General features: G+C 62.1%; 19 protein-coding genes and 1 tRNA gene. 8 read left to right on the top strand and 12 right to left on the bottom strand.

Annotation, left to right across the window (positions count from 1 at the left end):
- From FJ940_RS22610 to FJ940_RS22595, 4 genes are all read right to left on the bottom strand, one after another.
- Positions 1–1,608 carry a carboxyl transferase domain-containing protein gene (locus FJ940_RS22610; protein WP_140624518.1) on the bottom strand — a complete coding sequence of 536 codons (1,608 nt, stop codon included), beginning with the start codon at positions 1,606–1,608 and terminating at the stop codon, positions 1–3.
- Between the two features lies 1 nt (position 1,609).
- Positions 1,610–2,773, bottom strand: a complete 1,164-nt coding sequence (locus FJ940_RS22605) for an isovaleryl-CoA dehydrogenase (RefSeq protein ID WP_140555818.1) — start codon at positions 2,771–2,773, stop codon at positions 1,610–1,612.
- A 66-nt stretch (positions 2,774–2,839) separates the two neighbouring features.
- Positions 2,840–3,490, bottom strand: a complete 651-nt coding sequence (locus FJ940_RS22600; protein ID WP_140567723.1) for a TetR/AcrR family transcriptional regulator — start codon at positions 3,488–3,490, stop codon at positions 2,840–2,842.
- Between the two features lie 69 nt (positions 3,491–3,559).
- Entirely contained in the window at positions 3,560–3,844 is a 285-nt protein-coding gene (locus tag FJ940_RS22595) for an acylphosphatase (RefSeq protein WP_140657979.1), read from the bottom strand.
- Between the two features lie 166 nt (positions 3,845–4,010).
- Between FJ940_RS22595 and FJ940_RS22590 the strand changes: the two genes are divergently transcribed.
- Positions 4,011–5,015, top strand: a complete 1,005-nt coding sequence (locus tag FJ940_RS22590; protein ID WP_140624519.1) for a bifunctional helix-turn-helix transcriptional regulator/GNAT family N-acetyltransferase — start codon at positions 4,011–4,013, stop codon at positions 5,013–5,015.
- Between the two features lie 36 nt (positions 5,016–5,051).
- Here FJ940_RS22590 and FJ940_RS22585 read toward each other — a convergent pair whose 3' ends face one another.
- From FJ940_RS22585 to FJ940_RS22570, 4 genes are all read right to left on the bottom strand, one after another.
- Positions 5,052–6,164 (bottom strand): pyridoxal phosphate-dependent aminotransferase, encoded by a 1,113-nt coding sequence (locus FJ940_RS22585; RefSeq protein ID WP_140567731.1) that lies wholly within the window; start codon positions 6,162–6,164, stop codon positions 5,052–5,054.
- 199 nt (positions 6,165–6,363) lie between these two features.
- On the bottom strand, positions 6,364–7,512 hold the full coding sequence (locus FJ940_RS22580; RefSeq protein ID WP_140657977.1) for a porin: 1,149 nt from the start codon (positions 7,510–7,512) through the stop codon (positions 6,364–6,366).
- Positions 7,513–7,635: 123 nt separating this feature from the next.
- The gene (locus tag FJ940_RS22575; RefSeq protein ID WP_140657975.1) at positions 7,636–7,878 is read right to left on the bottom strand and encodes a GIY-YIG nuclease family protein; all 243 of its coding nucleotides are present in this window, start codon (positions 7,876–7,878) and stop codon (positions 7,636–7,638) included.
- Between the two features lie 91 nt (positions 7,879–7,969).
- Positions 7,970–8,060, bottom strand: a tRNA-Ser gene (locus tag FJ940_RS22570).
- A gap of 470 nt (positions 8,061–8,530) precedes the next feature.
- Here FJ940_RS22570 and FJ940_RS22565 point away from each other — a divergent pair.
- Positions 8,531–9,673, top strand: a complete 1,143-nt coding sequence (locus FJ940_RS22565; RefSeq protein WP_140494624.1) for a porin — start codon at positions 8,531–8,533, stop codon at positions 9,671–9,673.
- A gap of 241 nt (positions 9,674–9,914) precedes the next feature.
- A complete protein-coding gene (locus tag FJ940_RS22560) occupies positions 9,915–10,982 on the top strand; it encodes a site-specific integrase (protein ID WP_140559454.1) in 1,068 nt (355 codons plus the stop codon).
- A 134-nt stretch (positions 10,983–11,116) separates the two neighbouring features.
- Here the strand turns inward: FJ940_RS22560 and FJ940_RS22555 are convergent, their stop codons facing one another.
- Together FJ940_RS22555 and FJ940_RS22550 are read right to left on the bottom strand one after the other, a co-directional pair.
- Positions 11,117–12,013: an alpha/beta hydrolase gene (locus tag FJ940_RS22555; protein ID WP_140657973.1), complete on the bottom strand. Its 897-nt coding sequence runs from the start codon at positions 12,011–12,013 to the stop codon at positions 11,117–11,119.
- Between the two features lie 176 nt (positions 12,014–12,189).
- Complete coding sequence (locus tag FJ940_RS22550; RefSeq protein WP_140657971.1) at positions 12,190–14,235, bottom strand: lytic transglycosylase domain-containing protein; 2,046 nt, start codon at positions 14,233–14,235, stop codon at positions 12,190–12,192.
- A gap of 302 nt (positions 14,236–14,537) precedes the next feature.
- On the opposite strand from FJ940_RS22550, the gene dapA reads away from it, so the two are divergent.
- The 3 genes from dapA (at position 14,538) to FJ940_RS22535 (ending at position 16,718) form a co-directional block, all read left to right on the top strand.
- Positions 14,538–15,419 carry a 4-hydroxy-tetrahydrodipicolinate synthase gene (gene dapA / locus FJ940_RS22545; RefSeq protein WP_140517797.1) on the top strand — a complete coding sequence of 294 codons (882 nt, stop codon included), beginning with the start codon at positions 14,538–14,540 and terminating at the stop codon, positions 15,417–15,419.
- A gap of 25 nt (positions 15,420–15,444) precedes the next feature.
- Positions 15,445–15,924 (top strand): SsrA-binding protein SmpB, encoded by a 480-nt coding sequence (smpB, locus tag FJ940_RS22540; protein WP_140494616.1) that lies wholly within the window; start codon positions 15,445–15,447, stop codon positions 15,922–15,924.
- A gap of 83 nt (positions 15,925–16,007) precedes the next feature.
- The gene (locus FJ940_RS22535; RefSeq protein WP_140494614.1) at positions 16,008–16,718 is read left to right on the top strand and encodes a GH25 family lysozyme; all 711 of its coding nucleotides are present in this window, start codon (positions 16,008–16,010) and stop codon (positions 16,716–16,718) included.
- Between the two features lie 14 nt (positions 16,719–16,732).
- On the opposite strand, the gene FJ940_RS22530 is transcribed toward FJ940_RS22535, so the two are convergent.
- Both FJ940_RS22530 and FJ940_RS22525 read right to left on the bottom strand, forming a co-directional pair.
- Entirely contained in the window at positions 16,733–17,395 is a 663-nt protein-coding gene (locus tag FJ940_RS22530; RefSeq protein ID WP_224646739.1) for a uracil-DNA glycosylase, read from the bottom strand.
- 11 nt (positions 17,396–17,406) lie between these two features.
- Positions 17,407–17,988 carry an NYN domain-containing protein gene (locus tag FJ940_RS22525; RefSeq protein ID WP_140494612.1) on the bottom strand — a complete coding sequence of 194 codons (582 nt, stop codon included), beginning with the start codon at positions 17,986–17,988 and terminating at the stop codon, positions 17,407–17,409.
- A 333-nt stretch (positions 17,989–18,321) separates the two neighbouring features.
- Here FJ940_RS22525 and rpoZ point away from each other — a divergent pair, with 333 nt between their 5' ends.
- Both rpoZ and FJ940_RS22515 read left to right on the top strand, forming a co-directional pair.
- Positions 18,322–18,723 carry a DNA-directed RNA polymerase subunit omega gene (gene rpoZ / locus FJ940_RS22520; protein ID WP_140494610.1) on the top strand — a complete coding sequence of 134 codons (402 nt, stop codon included), beginning with the start codon at positions 18,322–18,324 and terminating at the stop codon, positions 18,721–18,723.
- Positions 18,724–18,851: 128 nt separating this feature from the next.
- Positions 18,852–21,080, top strand: coding sequence for a bifunctional (p)ppGpp synthetase/guanosine-3',5'-bis(diphosphate) 3'-pyrophosphohydrolase (locus tag FJ940_RS22515; protein WP_140517800.1), 2,229 nt, complete (start codon positions 18,852–18,854; stop codon positions 21,078–21,080).
- Positions 21,081–21,104 lie beyond the last annotated feature (24 nt).

Below are 21,104 nucleotides of genomic sequence, written 5' to 3'. Positions count from 1 at the left end.
TCACATCCTGAACACGCCGAAGCGCGTTTCCTCGATCTCCGCGTTGAGCGCGGCCGAGAGGCTGAGCGCCAGCACCTCGCGCGTCTTGGCCGGATCGATGATGCCGTCGTCCCATAACCTTGCGGAGGAATAGAGCGGGTGGCCTTCATGCTCGTATTTCATCAGGATCGGCTTCCTGAACTTCGCTTCTTCCTCAGCGCTCCATTCGCCGCCCTTGCGCTCGATACCCTCGCGCTTGACCATGGCCAGCACCGTCGCCGCCTGCTCGCCGCCCATCACCGAAATGCGGGCGTTCGGCCACATCCACAGGAAGCGGGGCGAGTAGGCGCGCCCGCACATGCCGTAGTTGCCGGCGCCGAACGAGCCGCCGATGATCACGGTGACCTTGGGCACGCGGGCGGTGGCGACTGCCATCACCAGCTTGGCGCCGTCCTTGGCGATGCCGCCTGCCTCATATTTGCGCCCCACCATGAAGCCGGTGATGTTCTGCAGGAACACCAGTGGAATCTTGCGTTGGCAGCACAGTTCGATGAAATGCGCGCCCTTCAGCGCGCTTTCGGAAAACAGCACGCCATTGTTGGCGATGATGCCGACCGGCATGCCGTGGAGATGGGCAAAGCCGGTGACGAGCGTGGTGCCGTAATTCTGCTTGAACTCATCGAACTCCGAACCGTCGACGAGGCGCGCGATCACCTCGCGCACGTCATAGGGCTGGCGCAGATCCGTCGGCACGATGCCGTAGATCTCATCTGCCGGATGAAGCGGCGGAATCGGTTTCTGGACGGCAAGGCTTACGGTCTTGTTCCGATTGAGGTTCTTGATGATGCGCCGGCAGATGGCCAGCGCATGCTCGTCGTCGAGCGCGTAGTGGTCGGCGACGCCGGAGAGCCGTGTATGGACGTCGGCGCCGCCGAGATCCTCGGCGCTGACGTCCTCGCCGGTGGCGGCCTTCACCAGCGGGGGACCGCCGAGGAAGATGGTCGCCTGGTTGCGCACCATGATCGTCTCGTCCGACATTGCCGGCACATAGGCGCCGCCCGCCGTGCACGAACCCATGACGCAGGCGATCTGCGGGATGCCTGAGGCGGACATGTTGGCCTGGTTGTAGAATATGCGCCCGAAATGCTCGCGGTCGGGAAACACCTCGTCCTGGTTGGGCAGGTTGGCGCCGCCGCTGTCGACCAGGTAGACGCAAGGCAGATTGTTCTGCAGCGCGATCTCCTGCGCGCGCAGATGCTTCTTCACCGTCAGCGGGTAATAGGTGCCGCCCTTCACCGTGGCGTCATTGACGACGACCATCACTTCCGTGCCTTCGACGCGCCCGATACCGGCGATGATGCCGGCGGAGGGAATGTCCTCGCCATACATCGACCATGCGGCGAACTGGCCGATCTCGAGAAAGGGCGACCCGGTGTCGAGCAATTGCGCCAGCCGCTCGCGCGGCAGCAGCTTGCCGCGCTCGACGTGTCGCTCGCGCGCCTCTTCCGAGCCACCGCGCTCGACGCTCGCGGCCTTTTCGGCGATATCGCCGACCAGCGCCCGCATGCGTTCGGCATTGGTGTGGAAGGTATCGGAGGAAGGGGAGATCTGGGTCCGGAGGACGGCCATGCTATACCCCCTCCGCCATGATCTCGCGGCCGATCAGCCATCGCCGGATTTCGCTGGTGCCGGCACCGATTTCGTAGAGCTTGGCGTCGCGTAGCAGCCGGCCGGTCGGATAGTCGTTGATGTATCCGTTGCCACCCAGAAGCTGGAGTGCGTCAAGCGTCATCTGCGTTGCTTTTTCGGCGGCAAACAGAATGCAGCCTGCGGCGTCCTTGCGGGTGGTCTGGCCGCGGTCGCAGGCGGCGGCGACCGCGTAGACATAGGCGCGCGCGGCGTTCATCGTCGTGTACATGTCGGCGAGCTTGCCTTGCACCAACTGGAATTCCCCGATCGCCTGGCCGAACTGCTTGCGCTCATGCACATAGGGCACTGCGACGTCGAGACACGCGGCCATCAGGCCGATCGGGCCACCGGCCAGCACCGTGCGCTCATAGTCGAGACCAGACATCAGCACCTCGACGCCACACCCTTCCTCGTGCAGCACGTTGTCGAACGGCACCTCCACATTATCGAAAACCAGTTCGCCGGTGTTGGAGCCGCGCATGCCGAGCTTGTCGAGCTTTTGCGCGACCGAAAATCCGGCAAAGGCCTTTTCGACGATGAAGGCGGTGATACCGCGGGCATGGCGCTCCGGATCGGTCTTGGCATAGACCACCAGCGTCTCGGCGTCCGGGCCGTTGGTGATCCACATCTTGGTGCCGTTGAGCACGTACCGGTCGTTGCGCTTTTCGGCGCGCAGCCTGAGCGAGACGACGTCGGAGCCGGCGCCGGGCTCCGACATGGCCAGCGCGCCGACGCGCTCGCCCGAGCAAAGCGGCGGCAGGAATTTCTCCTTCTGCGCCGGCGTTGCCCAGCGGTTGATCTGGTTGACGCAGAGATTGGAGTGGGCGCCGTAGGACAGGCCGACCGAGGCCGAGGCCCTTGATATCTCCTCAACGGCGATCACGTGCGCGAGATAGCCCATGCCACTGCCGCCGAACTCCGGATCGGCGGTGATGCCGAGGAGGCCGAGATTGCCGAGTTCCGCCCACAGATGCGCCGGGAATTCGTTCGAGCGGTCGATTTCCGCCGCGATCGGCGCGATCCTGTCCTGGGCGAAGCGCCGCACCAGCTCGCGCAATGCCTCGACATCCTCGTCATGCCCGAAGCTGAGCGTGTTCGTGTACATCCGGTTCCTCCTGCCGCATGACCCCCGAAAATCGACTTGGATTTTCGGAAAAGATCATGCGCGAAACTAAAATCCCACGGCGTCGTTTGCGCGTCCAAACGGATGTGCGGCGCTGTAGGTGTCGATCGTCGCGCCGACGAGCCGCATCGTCATCGAAAGATATGTCGCTGTGACTTCTGCGATCGACAGCCGCTCGCCCGGCCGGAACCAGACGATGACACCGGTCATCATCTGGATCAGCGCCATGGCGGTGAGGCCGGTGTCTTCGACGACGAACACGCCTGCCTCGGCGCCGTCACGCAGAATGGCGCGCAGTTCCTTCTCATAGGCCGTGCGCATCCGCAGTATCTGGGTCAGTCTTTCGGGCGACAGGCTGCGCAGCTCCATGTTCGAAACATGCGTCGCATGGCGGCGGGCGATGTGGAAGGCGATGTGGTTCTCGACATAGGCCGAAAGCCGGCTTGCCGGATCGGCATCGGCGGGCCGTGCGGCGTTCCAGGCTGCGATCAGCTCTTCCATATGCTCGCGCATCAGCGTGAACAGCAAATCCTCCTTGGTCGGGAAATAGCGATAAAGCGCGGCTGCCTGCACGCCTACTTCGGATGCCAGCTGGCGCATCGACATCGCCTCATAGCCGAGCCGCGCGATCAGGTTGACCGCCGCCTCGCGGGCTGCCGCCTCGGTCTTCCCGCCATCGGATCCTGTCGTGCGCGCCAAAAGAGCCTCCCTTGTTGCGAATTAATAAAACGAACGTTCAATTAATTCAAGAGGTATGCCGAAGCCGCATCAGGCATCGATCCGGAAGCCGGTAACAGGATTGCTGGATACCGCATCCTCGACGTCAACCCCGGAAACGGACGCTCCCGGCGGTCCTCTCCAAAGCCGGCCGATCATGGTCGAGACGGCTTCGCCTGTGCCGGCAATCTCAGCGGTCACCGAGCCATCCGCTTCATTGCGCACCCAGCCAGCAAGCCCAAGGCTGGCGGCCTGGCTTCGGACCCAGATCCTGTAGCCGACGCCTTGCACCTTGCCGTGGGCCCGCACACGCACTGCCTTGCGATCGTCAGCCATTGCGTCTCTCCCGAGGCTCGTCTGCTGGAATCTGGCGCAGGCGACGGGGAATGCAACAGGCCGGTCGAACGAGGATGGAGGGGGCCCGAGTCGAACTCGAATTTAATTGACTCAGTCCACTAAATTTCTCACACTGCGACAATCATAAATCCAGGGCTGAACGCAGATGCTGGACCAACGCAGTGCTTTGGTGGCCGATATCAGGCACTTCAACCGTTTCTACACCCGCACTGTCGGCCTTCTCGACGAGACCTTGACGCAGAGCCCGTTCACGCTCACCGAGGCGCGCGTCCTGTTCGAGCTTGGTTATCGGGATCGCCCGGCGGCGGCGGAAATCGCCGGCGAGCGAGGCTTCCTTTCGGAGACATTCGACATCGATGTCGGCCCGGCCGCCTCCGACATCGCCAGGCAACTGCGTCTCGACGCGGCCTATCTGACGCGGATCCTGCGAAAATTCGCCGGCGAAGGCCTGACCGAAACCCGGAACGATCCGGTCGACCGGCGAAGGCGTATTCTGTCGCTGACGGCAAGGGGACGGGCCGCCCTTGCCGGTTTGCAGGCTGCGGCGGACCGCGACACTTCCCGGCTTATCGAGAACCTGCCCGACCACAGCTTGGCCGAACTCGGCGACGCCTTGCGCAAGGCAGCGGAGCTGCTGGGCGATCCGGCGGCTGAAGGCCAGGCGGCGCCCCCCGTCGTGACGTTGCGTCCGCATCGCGTCGGCGACATTGGCTGGGTGGTTCAGCGTCAGGCCCAGCTCTATGCCGAGGAATATGGCTGGAGCATCGAGTTCGAAGCCTTGGTTGCCGAAATCGGAGCCGACTTCATCCGCAATTTCAAGCCAGGGCGCGATTTCTGCTGGATCGCCGAACGCGCCGGCCTCCCGCTTGGCGCGGTGTTTCTGGTTCACCAGGACGACGAGGTCGCGAAACTGCGGCTGCTGCATGTCGAGGCTGCGGCGCGCGGGTTGGGCATCGGCAAGCGCCTGGTTGCGGAATGCGTGAACCAGGCGCGCGCCTGCGGCTACATCAAGCTCGTTCTGTGGACGAATGACATTCTGGTCGCCGCCCGCGCGATTTATGAGCGCGCCGGGTTCAGACTGGTCTCACAGGAGCGCCATCACAGTTTCGGCAAGGAACTCACCGGCCAGAACTGGGAGCTCGATCTCTAACGGGCCGGCAAGTGTCGCCGCTATGGCAACGCTCGTTCAGTTTCCACGGGCGGCGGCCAGTGCGCCGGGCAGTTCCTCAGCAAAAATGTCGAGCTCGTGGTCCAGTCCGACGCTGACGCGGATGCAACGATCGAGCCCCGGCGCCATCGGCTTGCGGATGAAGACGTCGCGCGACAACAAGCCTTGCAGGATCTTCAGCGCGAAAGCACCGTCGCGGCCGCAATCGATGGTGACGAAATTGGTCGCCGACGGCAGCGGCGTCAGCCCGTTCTGTTCGGCTATCTGCGCGATGCGCCGGCGCCCTGCCGCCACCCGCGCCACCACTGAATCCAGATAATCCTGGTCGGCGAGCGCCTCGACGCCCGCCACCTGCGCCATGCGGCTGACGCCGTAGTGGTTGCGGATCTTCTCGAAATCGCTGATCACCTGGGCCTCGGCGACCGCATAGCCGCAGCGTATGCCGGCAAGCCCGTAAGCTTTCGAAAAGGTGCGCATGCGGATGACGTTCGGCCGCGAGACGTCGATGGGCGGCAGTGCGGAGGCCGGCCCCAATTCTCCATAGGCTTCATCGAGCACGAGCATGGTGGTTTCCGGCAGCGCTTCGATGAAGCGCGTCAGCTCGGCCGCTTCCCACCAGCTCCCCATGGGGTTGTCCGGATTGGACAGATAGACCAGCGGCGCTTTCTCTCTGGCGGCCGCAGCCAGCAGCCCTTCCAAATCCTCGTGGTCGTTCGCATAGGGCACGGTGACAAGCCGTCCGCCGACACCGGCAATGTGGAAGTTGAAGGTGGGATAGGCGCCGAGCGAGGTGACCACCGCATCGCCAGGCGCCACATACATGCGCGCCACCAGACCAAGCAGGCCATCGATGCCTTCGCCGACCACGACGTTCTCGACCTTCAGATTATGATGCGCGGCCGCGGCCACCTTCAGGTCGTGATTGTCCGGATCGCAATACATCCACATGTCGCGCGCGATCTCGGCCATCCGGGCGATGACGCGCGGCGAGGGTCCGAAGCTGCTCTCATTGGCGCCGATGCGGGCGCGGAATGCACGCCCGCGCTCGCGCTCCTGCGCTTCGGGGCCGACAAACGGCACGGTCGACGGAAGCGCTGCAACGAGCGGCATAAGGGGAGGGCGCAGACGCATGGCAAAAGCTCGCGTGAGGGAAGGGGCTTCTTGCTAGCGCGGTCAGTAGGCGGGTGCAAGTTGCGCGAGCCCGCGTCCGCGATGCTGGATTTTTCATTCTTTAGCGAGGCGCAATGAACAATCGTTTGCCGCTCGATCATAACCCCAATGAAAAACCCGGCGGTTGCCCGCCGGGTTTCGATATTCGAAGCGATAGCTGTTAGAACGAGCGCTGGAAGCGGAGCATGCCGCCGACGCTGTTCTTCTTATCGGCAGGTGTAAACGACGGGTTGACGAAGCCAGCATCGTCAAACCGGCCGGCATGGAGGTAGTCGACTTCGGCCGTGACGGTGAAGCCGGGAACGACGTCATAAGCAACGTTCGCCGCAACGCCGACGTTCTTCCAGTCGTCAGCAGACACTTGAAGGTTGAACGAGGTCTTCTCGTTGAACTTGTAGGTGCCGCCGCCCCAGACTGCCCAGTTGCCGCCCCACGCCTTGTAGAAGCCGCGACCATGGGCGTCGACAAAATTGCCGGCGTCGTCGTTGAGGTTGTCATCGGTGCCGTAGCCGCCCATGATGAACAGCGACAGTGCGTCGCTGACATTGACGTCCAAGCGAACCTTGCCGGCAACTTCTTCGTAATTGCTGTCATAAGCGACGACGCCGGTGATGGCGCCCCAGCCCTGCGTGTACTTCACGCCGCCGACGACATGCGGAACATAGCTGTCGATCGTGTCGGTACCGGTGCCTTCTTCGAGCGAGACCACGGCCGAGAAGCCGTTGCCGGCATCGAAGTAGTACTGGACGACGTTGGTGTCGAAGTCACCATAAGGAACCAGCGTATCCTGGATGACGTTGCCGGCGTAGCCGACGAACGTATCGAAGGCCGATTCGTCCTTACCGACGCGCAGGCCACCGAGCTGGATCCAGGCGAAGTTCAGCGAGACGTCCCGGTTGTGGGCGGCGTTGATCGGCTCGTCGAAGGCATTGTCGTCGCCGAAGTTGAAGCGGGTCTCGGTGTAGGTCTTCAACGTGCCGAGTTCGGTTTCCTGGCCGGTCCAGGTCTTCAGCGTGAAGCGCGTGTTCTTGTAGTAGGTGTTGTGGTCGTCACCGTCCTGGTGATCCGCAGCCTTCGCACCATCGAACGAGCCGGTGTCGCCCACGCCGATGTCGTAACGGACATAGCCGCCGACGCGCAGGCAGGTCTCGGTGCCGGGGATGTAGAAGTAGCCAGCGCCGTAGACGTCGCAAATCTTGACGTATTCAGCGGGCTCCGGCTCGGCGACGACGACGGCGTCGGCGGCGCGCGCACCGGAAACTGCGATCAGGGCCGCAGCGGAGCCGAGAAGAAGGCTCTTGATGTTCATTTTCTGACCTCCAGTCAGAATCGAACGAAACAACCGTTTTGGTGGTGCGTGTTTTTGCAGCAAACAATTGGTATTGCTGCGTTTTTCCGGGAATCCCTGGATTTTTCACAAAGGAAGGGGCATTCACCACAGACGTTTGCTGGCGAAGGCGTGCCCGGAACCGGATTTGAGATAACGCTCAAATGAAGTCGCCTTGGCTTGATTCGAGAACGCCACATAGGTGACGATCTGCCATGGCAGGAACTTGGATGTATGACTGGATTTTCCGTCATTGTGCTCGGCAAGCCCTCGCTTCAGGTCGGACGTGATGCCGACATAACGCTCACCGTCGGCAGTCTTACTTTCCAGCAGGTATACATACCACACGACCGGCCCTCCTTCGCCGAGGCTTCGGAGGGCATCCTGCTTCGCGCTGAGGTCTGGGCTTGTCCTGCGAAGCTCGAAGAGCGAAGCAGGATGGCGGAGAGGATGGGATTCGAACCCACGAGAAGCTTTTGACCTCTACTCCCTTAGCAGGGGAGCGCCTTCGACCACTCGGCCACCTCTCCGTTGCGCCGCTGGATAAAGAAAAGCGCCGGCACAATCAACAAGCCCCAGCCAATATCTCGGAAAAAGAAGCCATTATACGGAAAAATAAGAACGCACCGGCCTGCGGCTTTCCGCGATGCGGCGGTTCTGCGGCGATTCCCTGGCTGGTGGCTCAAGGCCTCGCCATGATTCCGTCAGCCGATCGCCGGATTCGCCCGTAAACAAGGGGCTGGGGCGGGCCGAAGGTTAATGAGAGCTTTCTGAGTGAGGCCAAATCGTGTCATTTGTGCAACAACGATGGGGGATAGCAGCCGCACAGCCCTTTCGCCGGTACGATCGTGGTTGAACCCCGTCTGCTCATGGGTAATGTCGATTTCGAAGGAGCGGCGCGGTGCGCATCTTTTTCGGTAGTGGGGATGGGGCAGGGAACGCTGTCCTTCAGCAAAGAATACCCAGACCCGTTTTTTAACTTTTGACTGGAGGTCAGAAAATGAACATCAAGAGCCTTCTTCTCGGCTCCGCTGCGGCCCTGATCGCAGTTTCCGGTGCGCGCGCCGCCGACGCCGTCGTCGTCGCCGAGCCGGAGCCCGCTGAATACGTCAAGATTTGTGACGTCTACGGCGCTGGCTACTTCTACATCCCCGGCACCGAGACCTGCCTGCGCATCGGCGGCTACATCCGTTATGACATCGGCGGCGGCGACGTCGGCACGTTCAACGGTTCGAAGACTGCGGACCACCAGGACGGCTCGGTAAATGATGCCTGGCACAAAAATGCCCGCTTCACGCTGAAGACCTGGACCGGCCAGGAAACCGAACTCGGCACGTTGAAGACCTACACCGAGACCCGCTTCAACTTCGGCAACGACAACGCAATCGAGCCGTTCAACACCGCCCATAACAAGGACGTCTCGCTGAACTTCGCCTGGATCCAGCTCGGTGGTCTCCGCGTTGGTAAGGACGAATCGGCCTTCGATACGTTCGTCGGCTACGCCGGCAACGTGATCCAGGATACGCTGGTTCCTTATGGTGACTTCGACACCAACGTCGTTCAGTACTACTTCGACGCTGGCAACGGCTTCTCGGCCGTGGTCTCGCTCGAAGAAGGCGCGGGCGTTGTCGGCACGATCGACAGCTACGTTCCGCATGTCGTCGGCGGTCTGAAGTGGACGCAGGGCTGGGGCGCCATCAGCGGTGTCGTCGCTTATGACAGCAACTACGAAGAAGTTGCCGGCAAGGTTCGCTTGGACGTGAACGTCAACGACGCACTGTCGCTGTGGGTCATGGGCGGTTACGGCACCGATGACAACCTCAACGACGACGCCGGCAATTTTGTCGACGCCCATGGTCGCGGTTTCTACAAGCAGTGGGGCGGCAACTGGGCAGTCTGGGGCGGCGGTACCTACAAGTTCAACGAGAAGACCTCGTTCAACGCGCAGGTGTCGTATGACGATTGGAAGAACCTGGGCATCGCGGCGAACATCGCCTACGACGTCGTCCCGGGCTTCACGGTCACTGCCGAAGTCGACTACCTCAATGCAGGCAGGTTCGACGACGCCGACTTCTCGAACTGGACCGGCGCCGACAAGAAGAGCAGCATCGGCGGTATCCTCCGCTTCCAGCGCTCGTTCTAAGGGCTGGTTCCATACAGGTGAAATCCAGCCCGGGCGCATCAACGCCCGGGCTGTTTTTGTTTCGTGACTGGATCAAGGCAAACAGAAGGAACAGGGGGTAACGGTAGCTGAATAGAGTCCGTGGGATGGTTTCGTGGGATCCGCTGATGGCGGATGAAATCACAACTGCGTGATTCAAATCTCTTGAAAGGACGCTCCCAAGCGGATAGGGCTGAATCTATCCCACTCGGGGGTGTGGCAAATGATGACGACCGAAGCGATTCAAGAGGGCGAGCCCTCCGATCATTTTTCGATGTTTTCTTCTCAGAACTCAAAGTTTAACTACACCTACAATAGGATACGAGAAGTAAAATCGCATAGGGTTGGAGATCTTTTTTCAGCATATCGAGATATATTGTGGGATGATGGGCGACATAAATACAATGTCAGCTCGTTCATCGGCGAGATAGACGAGATTCTGCTCGGGGAGCGTTTCAGCGCCTTTGACCAGAGTACCCTGGACAACCTTATCGGCACCTTGCGCCAGCGCGGCAACAGCAACGCAACCATCAATCGGAAGATGGCTGCCCTCAGCAAACTGCTGCGCAAGGCCTACAAGATGGGAGATATCCACAGCCTGCCCGAGTTCCGCCGCCAGAAGGAGCGGTCGGGACGGATTCGTTTCCTTGAAAGGGACGAGGAGGCCAGGCTGTTTGCTGCCATCAGGAGCCGCAGCGAGGATGCCTACCGGCTTTCCGTCTTCCTGGTCGACACTGGCTGCCGCCTTGGCGAGGCGCTCGGGCTGATCTGGAACGACATCCAGGAGCATCGCGTCTCCTTCTGGATCACCAAGTCCGGCCGAAGCCGCACCATTCCGATGACCGAGCGTGTCAAGGAAGTGATCAAGCTGCCTCCCGGCGAAGGCCGTCGGCCGAAAGGCCCGTTCACCACATTCAGCCAGGCTCAATACCGTGCCATCTGGAACGATGCGAAGGCCGAAGTCGGTCTGGCCGCCGACGACCAGGTGGTGCCGCACATTCTGCGCCATACCTGCGCCTCGCGTCTTGTTCAGGGCGGTATCGACATCAGGCGCGTGCAGATGTGGCTCGGCCACCAGACCCTGTCGATGACGATGCGCTATGCGCATCTGGCCACCAATGACCTCGACGGCTGCGTCACCGTGCTGGAAGTACCCCGGTCTGGCGGCGCCGACAGCGTGAAGGCAGCGCCCGAACCGTCCCCGCGCGCTGCCGCGCGCGGTGCGGCAGACCAGCCGGCAGCCGTGAAGACCACGGCTAAGGCAATGAAGAAGGCCTCAAAGTCCCGATAAGTTCACGCTTTGAAGACGCTGTGGACAACCAATTCCGTGGATCCCCCGATCTGCGGGTTATTTCAGGCATGCTATTCCGGCTTCGGAACCTACCTTGGTCGCCCTGCTGTCGTTTGCCTCGCCGGCAACGGTTTTTAAAGGCGAGTCGGCAGCCGCTCGGCTCTGTCGAGGAAAGCGGCGATGTCGCCCGGCAAGGTTCCGGTTTCGAGAAAAGGGGCGTGACCCTGGCCTTCGACGGTGATCGTCTGCATTGCCGGATGGCGCTCCCGCATCTGCCGCTGTGTGTCCACCGACAGCAAACTCGAATTGGCGCCGCGTAAGGCGAGCATGGGAAGGGCCGACAGGGCGTCGAATTGCGGCCACAGCGCCGGCAGCGGCTGCGTCAGGTCGAGATTTGCAACCGTGTCGACCAGCTTCGGGTCGAAATCCGGCAGCAGGCCCTGATCCGTTTCGCGGTAGAGCGCCAGCACCATGCGCTCCCAGTCCACATCGGCGAGCGCTGAAAAATCCCGGCCGTGAACGCGGCGCTGGGCTGCCACTGCTTCGGCGAAGGTCTTCGGCTTCGGTTTGCGTTCGAGATACGACTGGATGTGGGCAAGGCCGGCCGGCTCGATCACCGGTCCGATATCGTTCAGCACGATCGCTTTCAATATGGCCGGCCGCAGCGCACCCAGGACATGAATGATCAGGCCGCCGCGCGAGGTGCCGATGAAGGCGGCTTCCTCGATTCCCAAGGCCGCCAGTCCGGCAAGAGTGTCGCCGGCTTCGACGCCGACATTATAACGGCTGACATCGGGATCATAATCGGACTGCCCGCGGCCGCGATAGTCAAAGGCGACGACCTTGCGCGGGCTTCCCGCTTTGCCGGCCAAATAGAGCGCGAGTTCGTGGAAGTCGCGTGCATTGCGGGTGAGCCCGGGCAGACAGACGACTGGCCAATGTCGCGAATTTGCGTCGCCATAGATCCGGGCATGGAGCTTCAGCCCATCGGGTCCCGCGTAGAAGAAATCGGAGAAACCTTCGCTCGCCATTGGAATGCTGCCCTTGCTCTCGCCGGATGGTCCGTCTGCTACAGGCGAGGGAAGGGATGGTCAAATGGGGCAGTTACTTCTCCTCTTGCGGGCCGAAGGTGGCTAGGCCCTTCACTCAGCCAAGGCGGGCGGATCCGCGCGAGGCCAACTCCTCTCGTAGGGAGGAATGAAAGCCGTCAACTCCGCCCGTTCACAAGATCTCCCACAATGTCATACTTGCCGGAAATGCGCATCTTGTAGACCTCGTAGTTCTCCATCACGCGCTGTACGTAACTTCTTGTTTCCGTGTAAGGAATCCGTTCGATCCAGTCGACGACAGCGTCGATGTCCTTGCCGCGCGGATCGCCGTATTTCGCCACCCATTGGGCAGCGCGGCTGGGGCCGGCATTGTAGCCGGCGAAGGTCAGCACATAGGAGCCGTTGAAGCGGTCGAGCTGCTGGCCGAGGAAGGCCGAGCCCAGCGTTGCATTGTAGCCGGCATCGGTGGTCAGGCGTGCCTGAGAGAATTGCAGCCCGGCCGTCTTCGCCAGTTGCTTGGCGGTTGCCGGCATCAGCTGCAGCAGCCCGCGCGCGCCGGCGCTCGATATGGCGCCGATGTTGAATTCGCTTTCCTGGCGGGCGATGGCATAGGCCAGCGCCTTGCCCGAACCTGAAATATCGGCGCTATCGGGGATGACCCCCAAAGGATGCGACAGCGCGCCGACATCGATGCCACGCGCGCCGGCGATCTTGCCGATCTTGAGCGACATGAAGTGGTTGCCCTGCTTTTCCGCCAGCACGGCCAGGAGCGCCAGTTCGCCCGGGCTGGTCAACTGTCCTGCAAGGTCACGATAGAGCGTTTCGGCATAACGGTCGTAGCCCGCCTCCTGCAGCCGCTTGATGGCAGCGACGGCTTCGCGACCGGCAAAACTCTGGCGGTCGGCGGCACTCGGTGTGGGATAGACGATGTTCAGCGCCGGGCGACCAATGCGCTCGGCGGCGAGCTGGCCGTAGAATGTCGTGCCATAGGCCGCCGCGCGCGCAAAATAGTCCTTTGCGTTACCTGGACCACCAACTTCGGCGGCGCGGCCGAGCCAGTAATAGGCGCGCGACAATGTCATCGGCCCCTGCGCAAGGTCGGCGATGCGCGCGAAATGTGTTGCGGCAAGCCTGGGATCGTTCAGACCGCGCAGCGCGTACCAGCCGGCATGGAATTCGGCTTCGGCGGCGTTCGCTGTGCTTTCGGCCGCATGCATGGCGACGATCCTGTAGGCGGCTTTCATGTCACCCTTGTCGACCAGCTCGCGCGACAGTACCCGGCGCTCCACCCACCAGGCATCCGGGTCGACCAGCGCTTCGCGATCCGTCGGCGCCTTCATCACGATGGCGGCGGCGTCGGCAATATTGTCTTGCTTGCGCAGATATTCGGCTTGCGCGAAGAAATAGCCGGCCGAACGCTGTGAAGCCGGCACCGCCTTGAGCAGCTTGGGGGTGTTCTTGTCGCCCTTGTCGGCCGCCGCCCAGGCGGTGGCCAGTTGCTGCGCTTGCGCCGGGCCGGCGACGCGCTGCGCCGCGCCGACCCGGTCGACGTAGAACATGCGCTCCATGCGGAATCGGTGATCGGCGGCCGGGATCAGCCCGCCGAACTCCTTGATCAGCGCTGTCTCGTCCTTGGCCTCCAGGATCGCGGTGCGCCAGAACGGCACCAGCACCGAACGCGCCGCCTCTGCCTTGCCCAGCGCCATATAGGCGCGGGCAAGAAGCATCACGCCTTCGAATGTCTGCGGCTGGCTGCCGTCGAACGCCTGCACAACGATGTCGGGGGCGGGGTTCTCGCGATAGAGTGCGCGTTCGCTGTTCTTGCGCAGCGCGGTTGTCCCTGGCCAGTTGGGCAGCATTTTCGCTGCGGCCGCAATGTCGCCGCTCGGCACCTTGTCGCCGCCATAAAGCGCGATTGCCCAGGCAAGGATGTGCTGGTCGAGCGAACGGGCGGGAAGGGCATCGCGTGCGGCGCGGGCACCGGGAATGTCGCCCGCCGCCAGTGCGTCCAGACCGCTCTTCAACTGCACGATGCTGGCAGAGGGGGCCGTATCGCCTGGACCCGCATCTTGCGAGCCTTGCATGCCGGGTATCGGAATGGCCGATGTCAACTGCACGTCGACGCTGCCGCCGATCGCCATCTCGGGCATCAGCGCGACGACCGCGCCCAGGAGCGCGAAAAGATGAGGCCGCCTAGTCGGCATCGTTCAGCCTTTACACATCACCAGCAGGCGCGGAAGCTTCGCGACCTGGACCAGACCGTAAACTTAGGTCATGAAGGGCCAGTTAACAAAAGGTTATCGAGGCCGTTCGAATTGCGTTTGCTGGCAGCATGGCAATGCTTGCCGCGCAACCATGTCGAGACTATGGTGCGCCGCCTCGCTTTCGGTTAGAAGGCGCGACATTAAGACCAGAGACGAAAACACCCATGCCTATCGCCCAAAAGTGACTACCGGTTTGGGATAACGATATGCGTGAACAAGAAGTCCCAAGGAGTTGGACGAACATGCTGAGAGGCTCGCTGACCGCGCTCGTGACACCGTTCGAAAAGAGCGGGCGTTTCGACGAGAAAGCCTTTCGAGCCTTTGTCGACTGGCAACTTGCGGAGGGCACGACAGCCCTTGTTCCCGTTGGCACCACCGGCGAGTCGCCGACGCTGTCGCATGACGAGCATCGTCAGGTGGTCAAGGTCTGCATCGAGGCGGCCAGGGGCCGCGCCCCGGTCGTCGCCGGCGCCGGCTCCAACAACACCGCGGAAGCGATCGGCCTGGTCCAATATGCCGAACAGGCAGGCGCCGATGCTGCACTTGTCGTCACTCCCTACTACAACAAGCCGACGCAGCGCGGCCTCTATGAGCACTTCGCCGCCGTCGCCAGGGCAACCAAGCTGCCGATCATCATCTACAACATCCCGCCGCGCTCGGTCATCGACATGATGCCGGAGACGATGGGCCGGCTGGCGCACGACTTCAAGAATATCGTCGGCGTCAAGGACGCGACCGGCAAGGTCGAACGGGTTTCCGAGCAGCGTATGACCTGCGGCAAGGATTTCATCCAGCTTTCCGGCGAAGATGCATCCGCGCTCGGCTTCAACGCGCATGGCGGTGTCGGCTGTATCTCGGTGACGGCCAACGTCGCGCCGCGGCTTTGTGCTGAATTCCAGGAGGCGACGCTGTCCGGCGACAGCGCCAAGGCGCTGGAATTGCAGGATCGCTTGCTACCGCTGCACAAGGCGATCTTTATCGAACCCGGCGTATCCGGCGCCAAATATGCGCTTTCGAAGCTCGGCAAGGTCGAGAACGTGCTGCGTTCGCCGCTGGTCACGGTCGAACAGTCGACGGCCGAAAAGATCGACGCGGCGATGAAGCACGCCGGCTTGATAAATTAGGGATGAGGCGCCACCTCTCCGCATTATGAATCAAGTCAGAAAAGCCGATCCCAACAACAAGACCGTTGCGGAAAACCGCAAGGCGCGGTTTTCCTATGAGGTGCTCGACACGATCGAGGCCGGCCTGGTGCTGACCGGCACCGAGGTCAAGTCGCTGCGCCAGGGCCAGGCCAACATCCAGGACAGCTATGCCTCGGTCGAGGGCGGCGAGATTTGGCTGATCAACTCCTATCTACCGGAATATCTGCAGGCCAACCGCTTCAACCACGAGCCGCGCCGGCGCCGCAAACTGCTGCTCAACAAGCGCGAGATGGCCAGGCTGTCGCAGAGCGTCGACCGCGAAGGCATGACCCTGGTGCCGCTGAAGATCTATTTCAACGACCAGGGCCGGGCCAAGCTGCTGCTCGCCGTCGGTCGCGGCAAGAAGCTGCATGACAAGCGCGAGACGGAAAAGCAGCGCGACTGGTCGCGTGAGAAGGGCAGGCTCTTGAAAGAGCGCGGGTGACCGCCACCAGGCGGTAGCCAAGCGGATAAGTGTTTGGCTTTCAGGGTTCTAGCCAAGGAGCCAGAATACCGGAGGGGACAGTCTTGAAGAACCGGATCATCCTCTGGGGATCGGTCAGCCTGGTTTTTGCAATGCTCATGGTCGCTGGCGGCTTCTTCTATTTCCATGCGTTTTCTCCGGATCGCGGCAAATATCCTGTCAGGGGCATCGACGTTTCGCATCATCAGGGCCGGATCGACTGGCGACGCGTTGCCGCCGCCGATGTCGCCTTTGCGGTCATCAAGGCGACCGAGGGCGGCGATCATGTCGACGATGCCTTTGCCATCAATCTGCGCGAGGCTCGTGCTGCCGGGCTCGCTGTCGGCGCCTATCACTTTTTCACCTTCTGCCGGCCGGGCGCCGACCAGGCGAAGAATTTCATCGCCGTGGTGCCGCACGACCAGCCTTTGCTGCCGCCGGTTGTCGACATCGAGTTCGGCGGCAATTGCCCGCAGCGTCCTTCGCCCGAACAACTCGACACCGAACTCCAGGCCTTCCTCGGTCCCGTTGAAGCCGCCTTTGGCAAGAAAGCCATCATCTATCTGACCGACGATGCAGCAACGGCCTATGCAGGACAGATCGCCGCCCGTCCGCTCTGGCTTCGCTCACTGCTGCTCGAGCCGGGTCGCGACGATTGGGTCTACTGGCAGTACCACAACAGGGGCCGCGTCGAGGGCATCGTCGGTGACGTCGACCTGAACGTCCTGCAAGGCGGTCAGGAGAAACTGTCCGCATTGTTCGCGCCGGCGTTGTAAGCCAATTCCAGACCCTACGAATCCAGGAACGCCGCAATTTCCCTGAAAACGCTGACGAACATCGCTTCGGTCAGCACGCCGGTGTTGGTGTTGTAGCGCGAGCAGTGATAGCTGGAAAACAGCGTGATGCCCCCGGCCTCCTGCCGCCCGCCATGCTTGAAGGGATAGGCGGCGACGCGCTGGCCCAGTGCCCGCACGGTCGACTGGTGCGCGATCGAACCAAGTGTCAGCACGGCCCGCAAATTGGGAAACCGTGTGATCGTCGGCACAAGGAAAGTCCGGCAGGTGGCGATCTCGGCGCCCACAGGCTTGTTCTCGGGAGGCACGCAGCGGACGGCGTTGGTGATTGCCGTTCCAACGAGCTCCAACCCATCGTCAGGCCGCGCCTTGAACTCGCCGCGCGCCAGGCCGTGCGCGATCAACGTGCCGTAGAGCAGGTCGCCGGCATAGTCGCCCGTGAAAGGCCGGCCCGTGCGGTTCGCTCCGCGCAGGCCGGGCGCAAGCCCGACGATCAGCAGCCGGACCGAATCGTCGCCTTCGGGCGGCAGGAAGGTCGGAACCGGCGCGTTGAACCACGATGGCTCGCGTTGCCGCCACTCGGCAATGAAACCATGCAGCCGCGGACAGAGCGGGCAATCGCGATCGGGTTCCGGGGAGGCGGCCAGATGTGCGGCCAACGCAGCCGCCCTCAGTACTCGTCCTCTTCCGTCTCGGCCGGTTCGGGTCGGCGCACCGGCCTTTCGGAGGGATCGCGGCCCACCTCGTTCTTCAACGTCATCAGGTCGATGAAATGGTCGGCCTGGCGACGCAGATCGTCGGAGATCATCGGCGGCTGCGAGGCCATGGTCGAGACGATCGACACCTTGCGCCCGCGCCGTTGCAGCGCCTCGACCAGCGTGCGGAAATCGCCGTCCCCGGAGAAGATGACATAGTGGTCGACGACATCGGCCAGTTCCAGCGCATCGACGGTCAATTCGATGTCCATGTTGCCCTTGATCTTGCGGCGGCCGGTCGAGTCGGTGAATTCCTTGGCCGGCTTGGTGACGACCTTGAAGCCGTTATAGTCGAGCCAGTCGATCAGCGGCCGGATCGAGGAATATTCCTGATCCTCGACCAGGGCGGTGTAATAGTAGGCGCGCAGCAGGTAACCGCGTTTCTGGAAGCTCGACAGGAGCTTGCGATAATCGATGTCGAAACCGAGCGCGCGCGACGTGGCGTAGAGATTGGCGCCGTCGATGAACAGGGCGATCTTTTCACGGGGGTCGAACATGGAAAAATTCCTTTTCGAAATAAGCGGCCGTCAAAACGAAATGCGACTATCAGTAGGGTTCGCAATAAACCGGCTGACCTTACGCTTTTCGAAATAACGCCAGTTTTGTGGCAATCCAAGGGTGCGTTGCCGCACTGCAAGCAATTGTGATCGCCGGCTTGGTACCGGGCGCACCGGAGCTCGACTGAAACCGGTTTTGGGGGAAATCCGACAAAGCAATGACAGATCCTGCGTTCTCCGGCCCCGGCATTCCATAATGCTTGTATTTCGGCGGCGTTCGGGTTATTGACCGCGCCTGTTTTCCATTAAATCCAGGCATGAAAGGGGCAATCCATGGCCCGCGTAACCGTTGAAGATTGCATCGACAAGGTCGACAACCGCTTCGAGCTGGTGCTTCTGGCCGGCCACCGTGCTCGTCAGATCAGCCAAGGCGCGCAGATCACCGTCCCGCGCGACAATGACAAGAACCCGGTCATCGCACTGCGCGAGATCGCCGACGAGACATTGTCGCCCGACGACCTCAAGGAAGACCTGATCCATTCGCTGCAGAAGCATGTCGAGGTCGACGAGCCCGAAGCCGATGGCGAGGCGATCGCCGATCAGACCGGCGCAGCCGTCACGGCCGCCGATACCGATGATGCGGAGGACAACATCGCCTTCGATCGCATGACCGAGGAAGACCTGCTGGCCGGCATCGAAGGCCTGGTGCCGCCGGAAAAGAGCGACGACTACTAAGACTGCTTTGCGGAGGCGCCTGGAACAATCTTCCGGCACTTCCGTCCCGGCAGTTTCGTGGCTATCTATGACATGCGCCGTGCAGCAGTGCGGCGCATGATTCATTTCATTGCCGAGAGATTCCGCCCATGATGCGTCAGTATGAGCTTGTCGAGCGCGTCCAGCGCTACAAGCCTGACGTCAACGAGGCGTTGCTCAACAAGGCCTATGTCTATGCCATGCAGAAGCATGGCCACCAGAAGCGCGCTTCCGGCGACCCCTATTTCTCGCATCCGCTCGAAGTCGCCGCCATCCTCACCGAGATGCACATGGACGAGGCGACGATCGCCGTTGCCCTGCTGCATGACACGATCGAGGACACCACGGCGACCAGGGCCGAGATCGACGAACTGTTCGGGCCCGAGATGGGCAAGCTGGTCGAGGGCCTGACCAAGCTGAAGAAACTCGACCTCGTCTCCAAGAAGGCCGAGCAGGCCGAGAACCTGCGCAAGCTTCTGCTGGCGATCTCGGAAGACGTGCGCGTGCTTCTGGTCAAGCTCGCGGACCGCTTGCACAACATGCGCACCCTCGACCATGTGCCGGAAGCCAAGCGCCTGCGCATCGCCGAGGAGACGATGGATATTTATGCGCCGCTGGCCGGGCGCATGGGCATGCAGGGCATGCGCGAGGAACTGGAAGAGATCGCCTTCCGCTACATCAATCCGGAAGCCTATCGCGCCGTCACCGCCAGGCTCGCCGAGATTTTCGAGCGCAACAAGGGTGTGCTGTCCGAGATCGAGAAAGCGCTGTCGGCGCTGTTCGAGAAGCATGCGATCAATGCAGGCGTCAAAAGCCGGCAGAAGAAGCCGTGGTCGGTGTTCCGCAAGATGGAGGCCAAGGCGCTCTCCTTCGAGCAATTGTCCGACATTTTCGGCTTTCGCGTCGTCGTCGACAATGTCGAGGACTGCTATCGCGCGCTTGGCGCCATCCACACCGCCTGGTCGATGGTGCCCGGCCGTTTCAAGGACTACATCTCAACACCGAAGCAGAACGATTACCGCTCGATCCACACCACCATCGTCGGGCCGTCGCGTCAGCGCGTCGAGCTTCAGATCCGCACCCGCGAGATGAACAAGATCGCCGAATATGGCGTCGCCGCCCATTCGATCTACAAGGATACCGGCGGCAAGGCGAACGGCACGGCCCATTCGATCTCGAAGGAAACCAATGCCTATGCCTGGCTGAGGCGCACGATCGAACAACTCGCCGAGGGCGACAATCCCGAGGATTTTCTCGAGAACACCAAGCTGGAACTGTTCCAGGATCAGGTGTTCTGCTTCACCCCCAAGGGCATGCTGATCGCGCTGCCGAAAGGTGCCACGCCGATCGACTTCGCCTATGCGGTTCACACCGATGTCGGCGACACCTGCGTCGGCGCCAAGGTCAACGGCCGCATCATGCCGCTGATGACGGAGCTGAAGAATGGCGACGAGGTGGAGATCATCCGCTCCAAGGCGCAGGTGCCGCCGGCCGCGTGGGAATCCGTCGTCGTCACTGGCAAGGCGCGCGCCGCCATTCGCCGCGCCACCAAGAACGCCATCCGCAAGCAGTATTCGGGTCTCGGCGCGCGCATTCTCGAACGGGCTTTCGAGCGGGCCGGCAAGAATTTCACCAAGGAAAACCTGAAGCCCGTCCTGCACCGGCTGGCGCGCAAGGACATCGAGGACGTGCTGGCGTCCGTCGGCCGCGGCGAATTGGCGTCCACCGACGTCATGAAAGCCGTCTTCCCAGATTACAAGGACGAGCGCGTCACGCCGGCGGCGCCCAAGCAGCGCGAGGAAGGCTGGTCGAAGATCCGCAACGCCGCCGGCATGCTGTTCCAGATCCCGGGCCGTGCCGCGCGCAAGGACAAGGACCAGCCGCGCGACGGCGCGGTGCCGATCCGTGGCGTGCGCGGTGACCTGCCGGTGCGTTTCGCGCCGGAAGGGGCGGTGCCTGGCGACCGCATCGTCGGCATCGTGCAGCCGGGCACCGGCATTACCATCTATCCGATCCAGTCGCCGGCGCTGCAGGCTTTCGACGACCAGCCCGAGCGCTGGATTGACGTGCGCTGGGACATCGACGAGCGCACCAAGGAACGCTTCCCCGCGCGTGTTTCCGTCACCGCCATCAATGCACCGGGATCGCTCGCCGACATCGCTCAGGTCGTTGCCTCGAACGATGCCAACATCCATACGCTGTCAATGGTGCGCACCGCGCCCGATTTCACCGAAATGCTGATCGATCTCGAAGTCTGGGATCTGAAGCATCTCAACCGGCTGCTGTCGCAGCTCAAGGACAATTCGAGCGTCAGCGATGCACGGCGTGTCAATGGCTAACTCGGCTGATCTACACGGGGATAG

This window comes from Mesorhizobium sp. B2-3-7 (assembly GCF_006442695.1).
Classification (GTDB): domain Bacteria; phylum Pseudomonadota; class Alphaproteobacteria; order Rhizobiales; family Rhizobiaceae; genus Mesorhizobium.
This window is presented reverse-complemented; position numbering and strand designations above follow the sequence as displayed.

Bases quoted from the DNA above. Each gene is read 5' to 3' on its own strand.
- FJ940_RS22610 (WP_140624518.1), bottom strand. From the start codon at position 1,608: ATGGCCGTCCTCCGGACCCAGATCTCCCCTTCCTCCGATACCTTCCAC.
- FJ940_RS22605 (WP_140555818.1), bottom strand. From the start codon at position 2,773: ATGTACACGAACACGCTCAGCTTCGGGCATGACGAGGATGTCGAGGCA.
- FJ940_RS22595 (WP_140657979.1), bottom strand. From the start codon at position 3,844: ATGGCTGACGATCGCAAGGCAGTGCGTGTGCGGGCCCACGGCAAGGTG.
- FJ940_RS22590 (WP_140624519.1), top strand. From the start codon at position 4,011: ATGCTGGACCAACGCAGTGCTTTGGTGGCCGATATCAGGCACTTCAAC.
- FJ940_RS22585 (WP_140567731.1), bottom strand. From the start codon at position 6,164: ATGCGTCTGCGCCCTCCCCTTATGCCGCTCGTTGCAGCGCTTCCGTCG.
- FJ940_RS22580 (WP_140657977.1), bottom strand. From the start codon at position 7,512: ATGAACATCAAGAGCCTTCTTCTCGGCTCCGCTGCGGCCCTGATCGCA.
- FJ940_RS22565 (WP_140494624.1), top strand. From the start codon at position 8,531: ATGAACATCAAGAGCCTTCTTCTCGGCTCCGCTGCGGCCCTGATCGCA.
- FJ940_RS22560 (WP_140559454.1), top strand. From the start codon at position 9,915: ATGATGACGACCGAAGCGATTCAAGAGGGCGAGCCCTCCGATCATTTT.
- FJ940_RS22555 (WP_140657973.1), bottom strand. From the start codon at position 12,013: ATGGCGAGCGAAGGTTTCTCCGATTTCTTCTACGCGGGACCCGATGGG.
- FJ940_RS22550 (WP_140657971.1), bottom strand. From the start codon at position 14,235: ATGCCGACTAGGCGGCCTCATCTTTTCGCGCTCCTGGGCGCGGTCGTC.
- dapA (WP_140517797.1), top strand. From the start codon at position 14,538: ATGCTGAGAGGCTCGCTGACCGCGCTCGTGACACCGTTCGAAAAGAGC.
- smpB (WP_140494616.1), top strand. From the start codon at position 15,445: ATGAATCAAGTCAGAAAAGCCGATCCCAACAACAAGACCGTTGCGGAA.
- FJ940_RS22525 (WP_140494612.1), bottom strand. From the start codon at position 17,988: ATGTTCGACCCCCGTGAAAAGATCGCCCTGTTCATCGACGGCGCCAAT.
- rpoZ (WP_140494610.1), top strand. From the start codon at position 18,322: ATGGCCCGCGTAACCGTTGAAGATTGCATCGACAAGGTCGACAACCGC.
- FJ940_RS22515 (WP_140517800.1), top strand. From the start codon at position 18,852: ATGATGCGTCAGTATGAGCTTGTCGAGCGCGTCCAGCGCTACAAGCCT.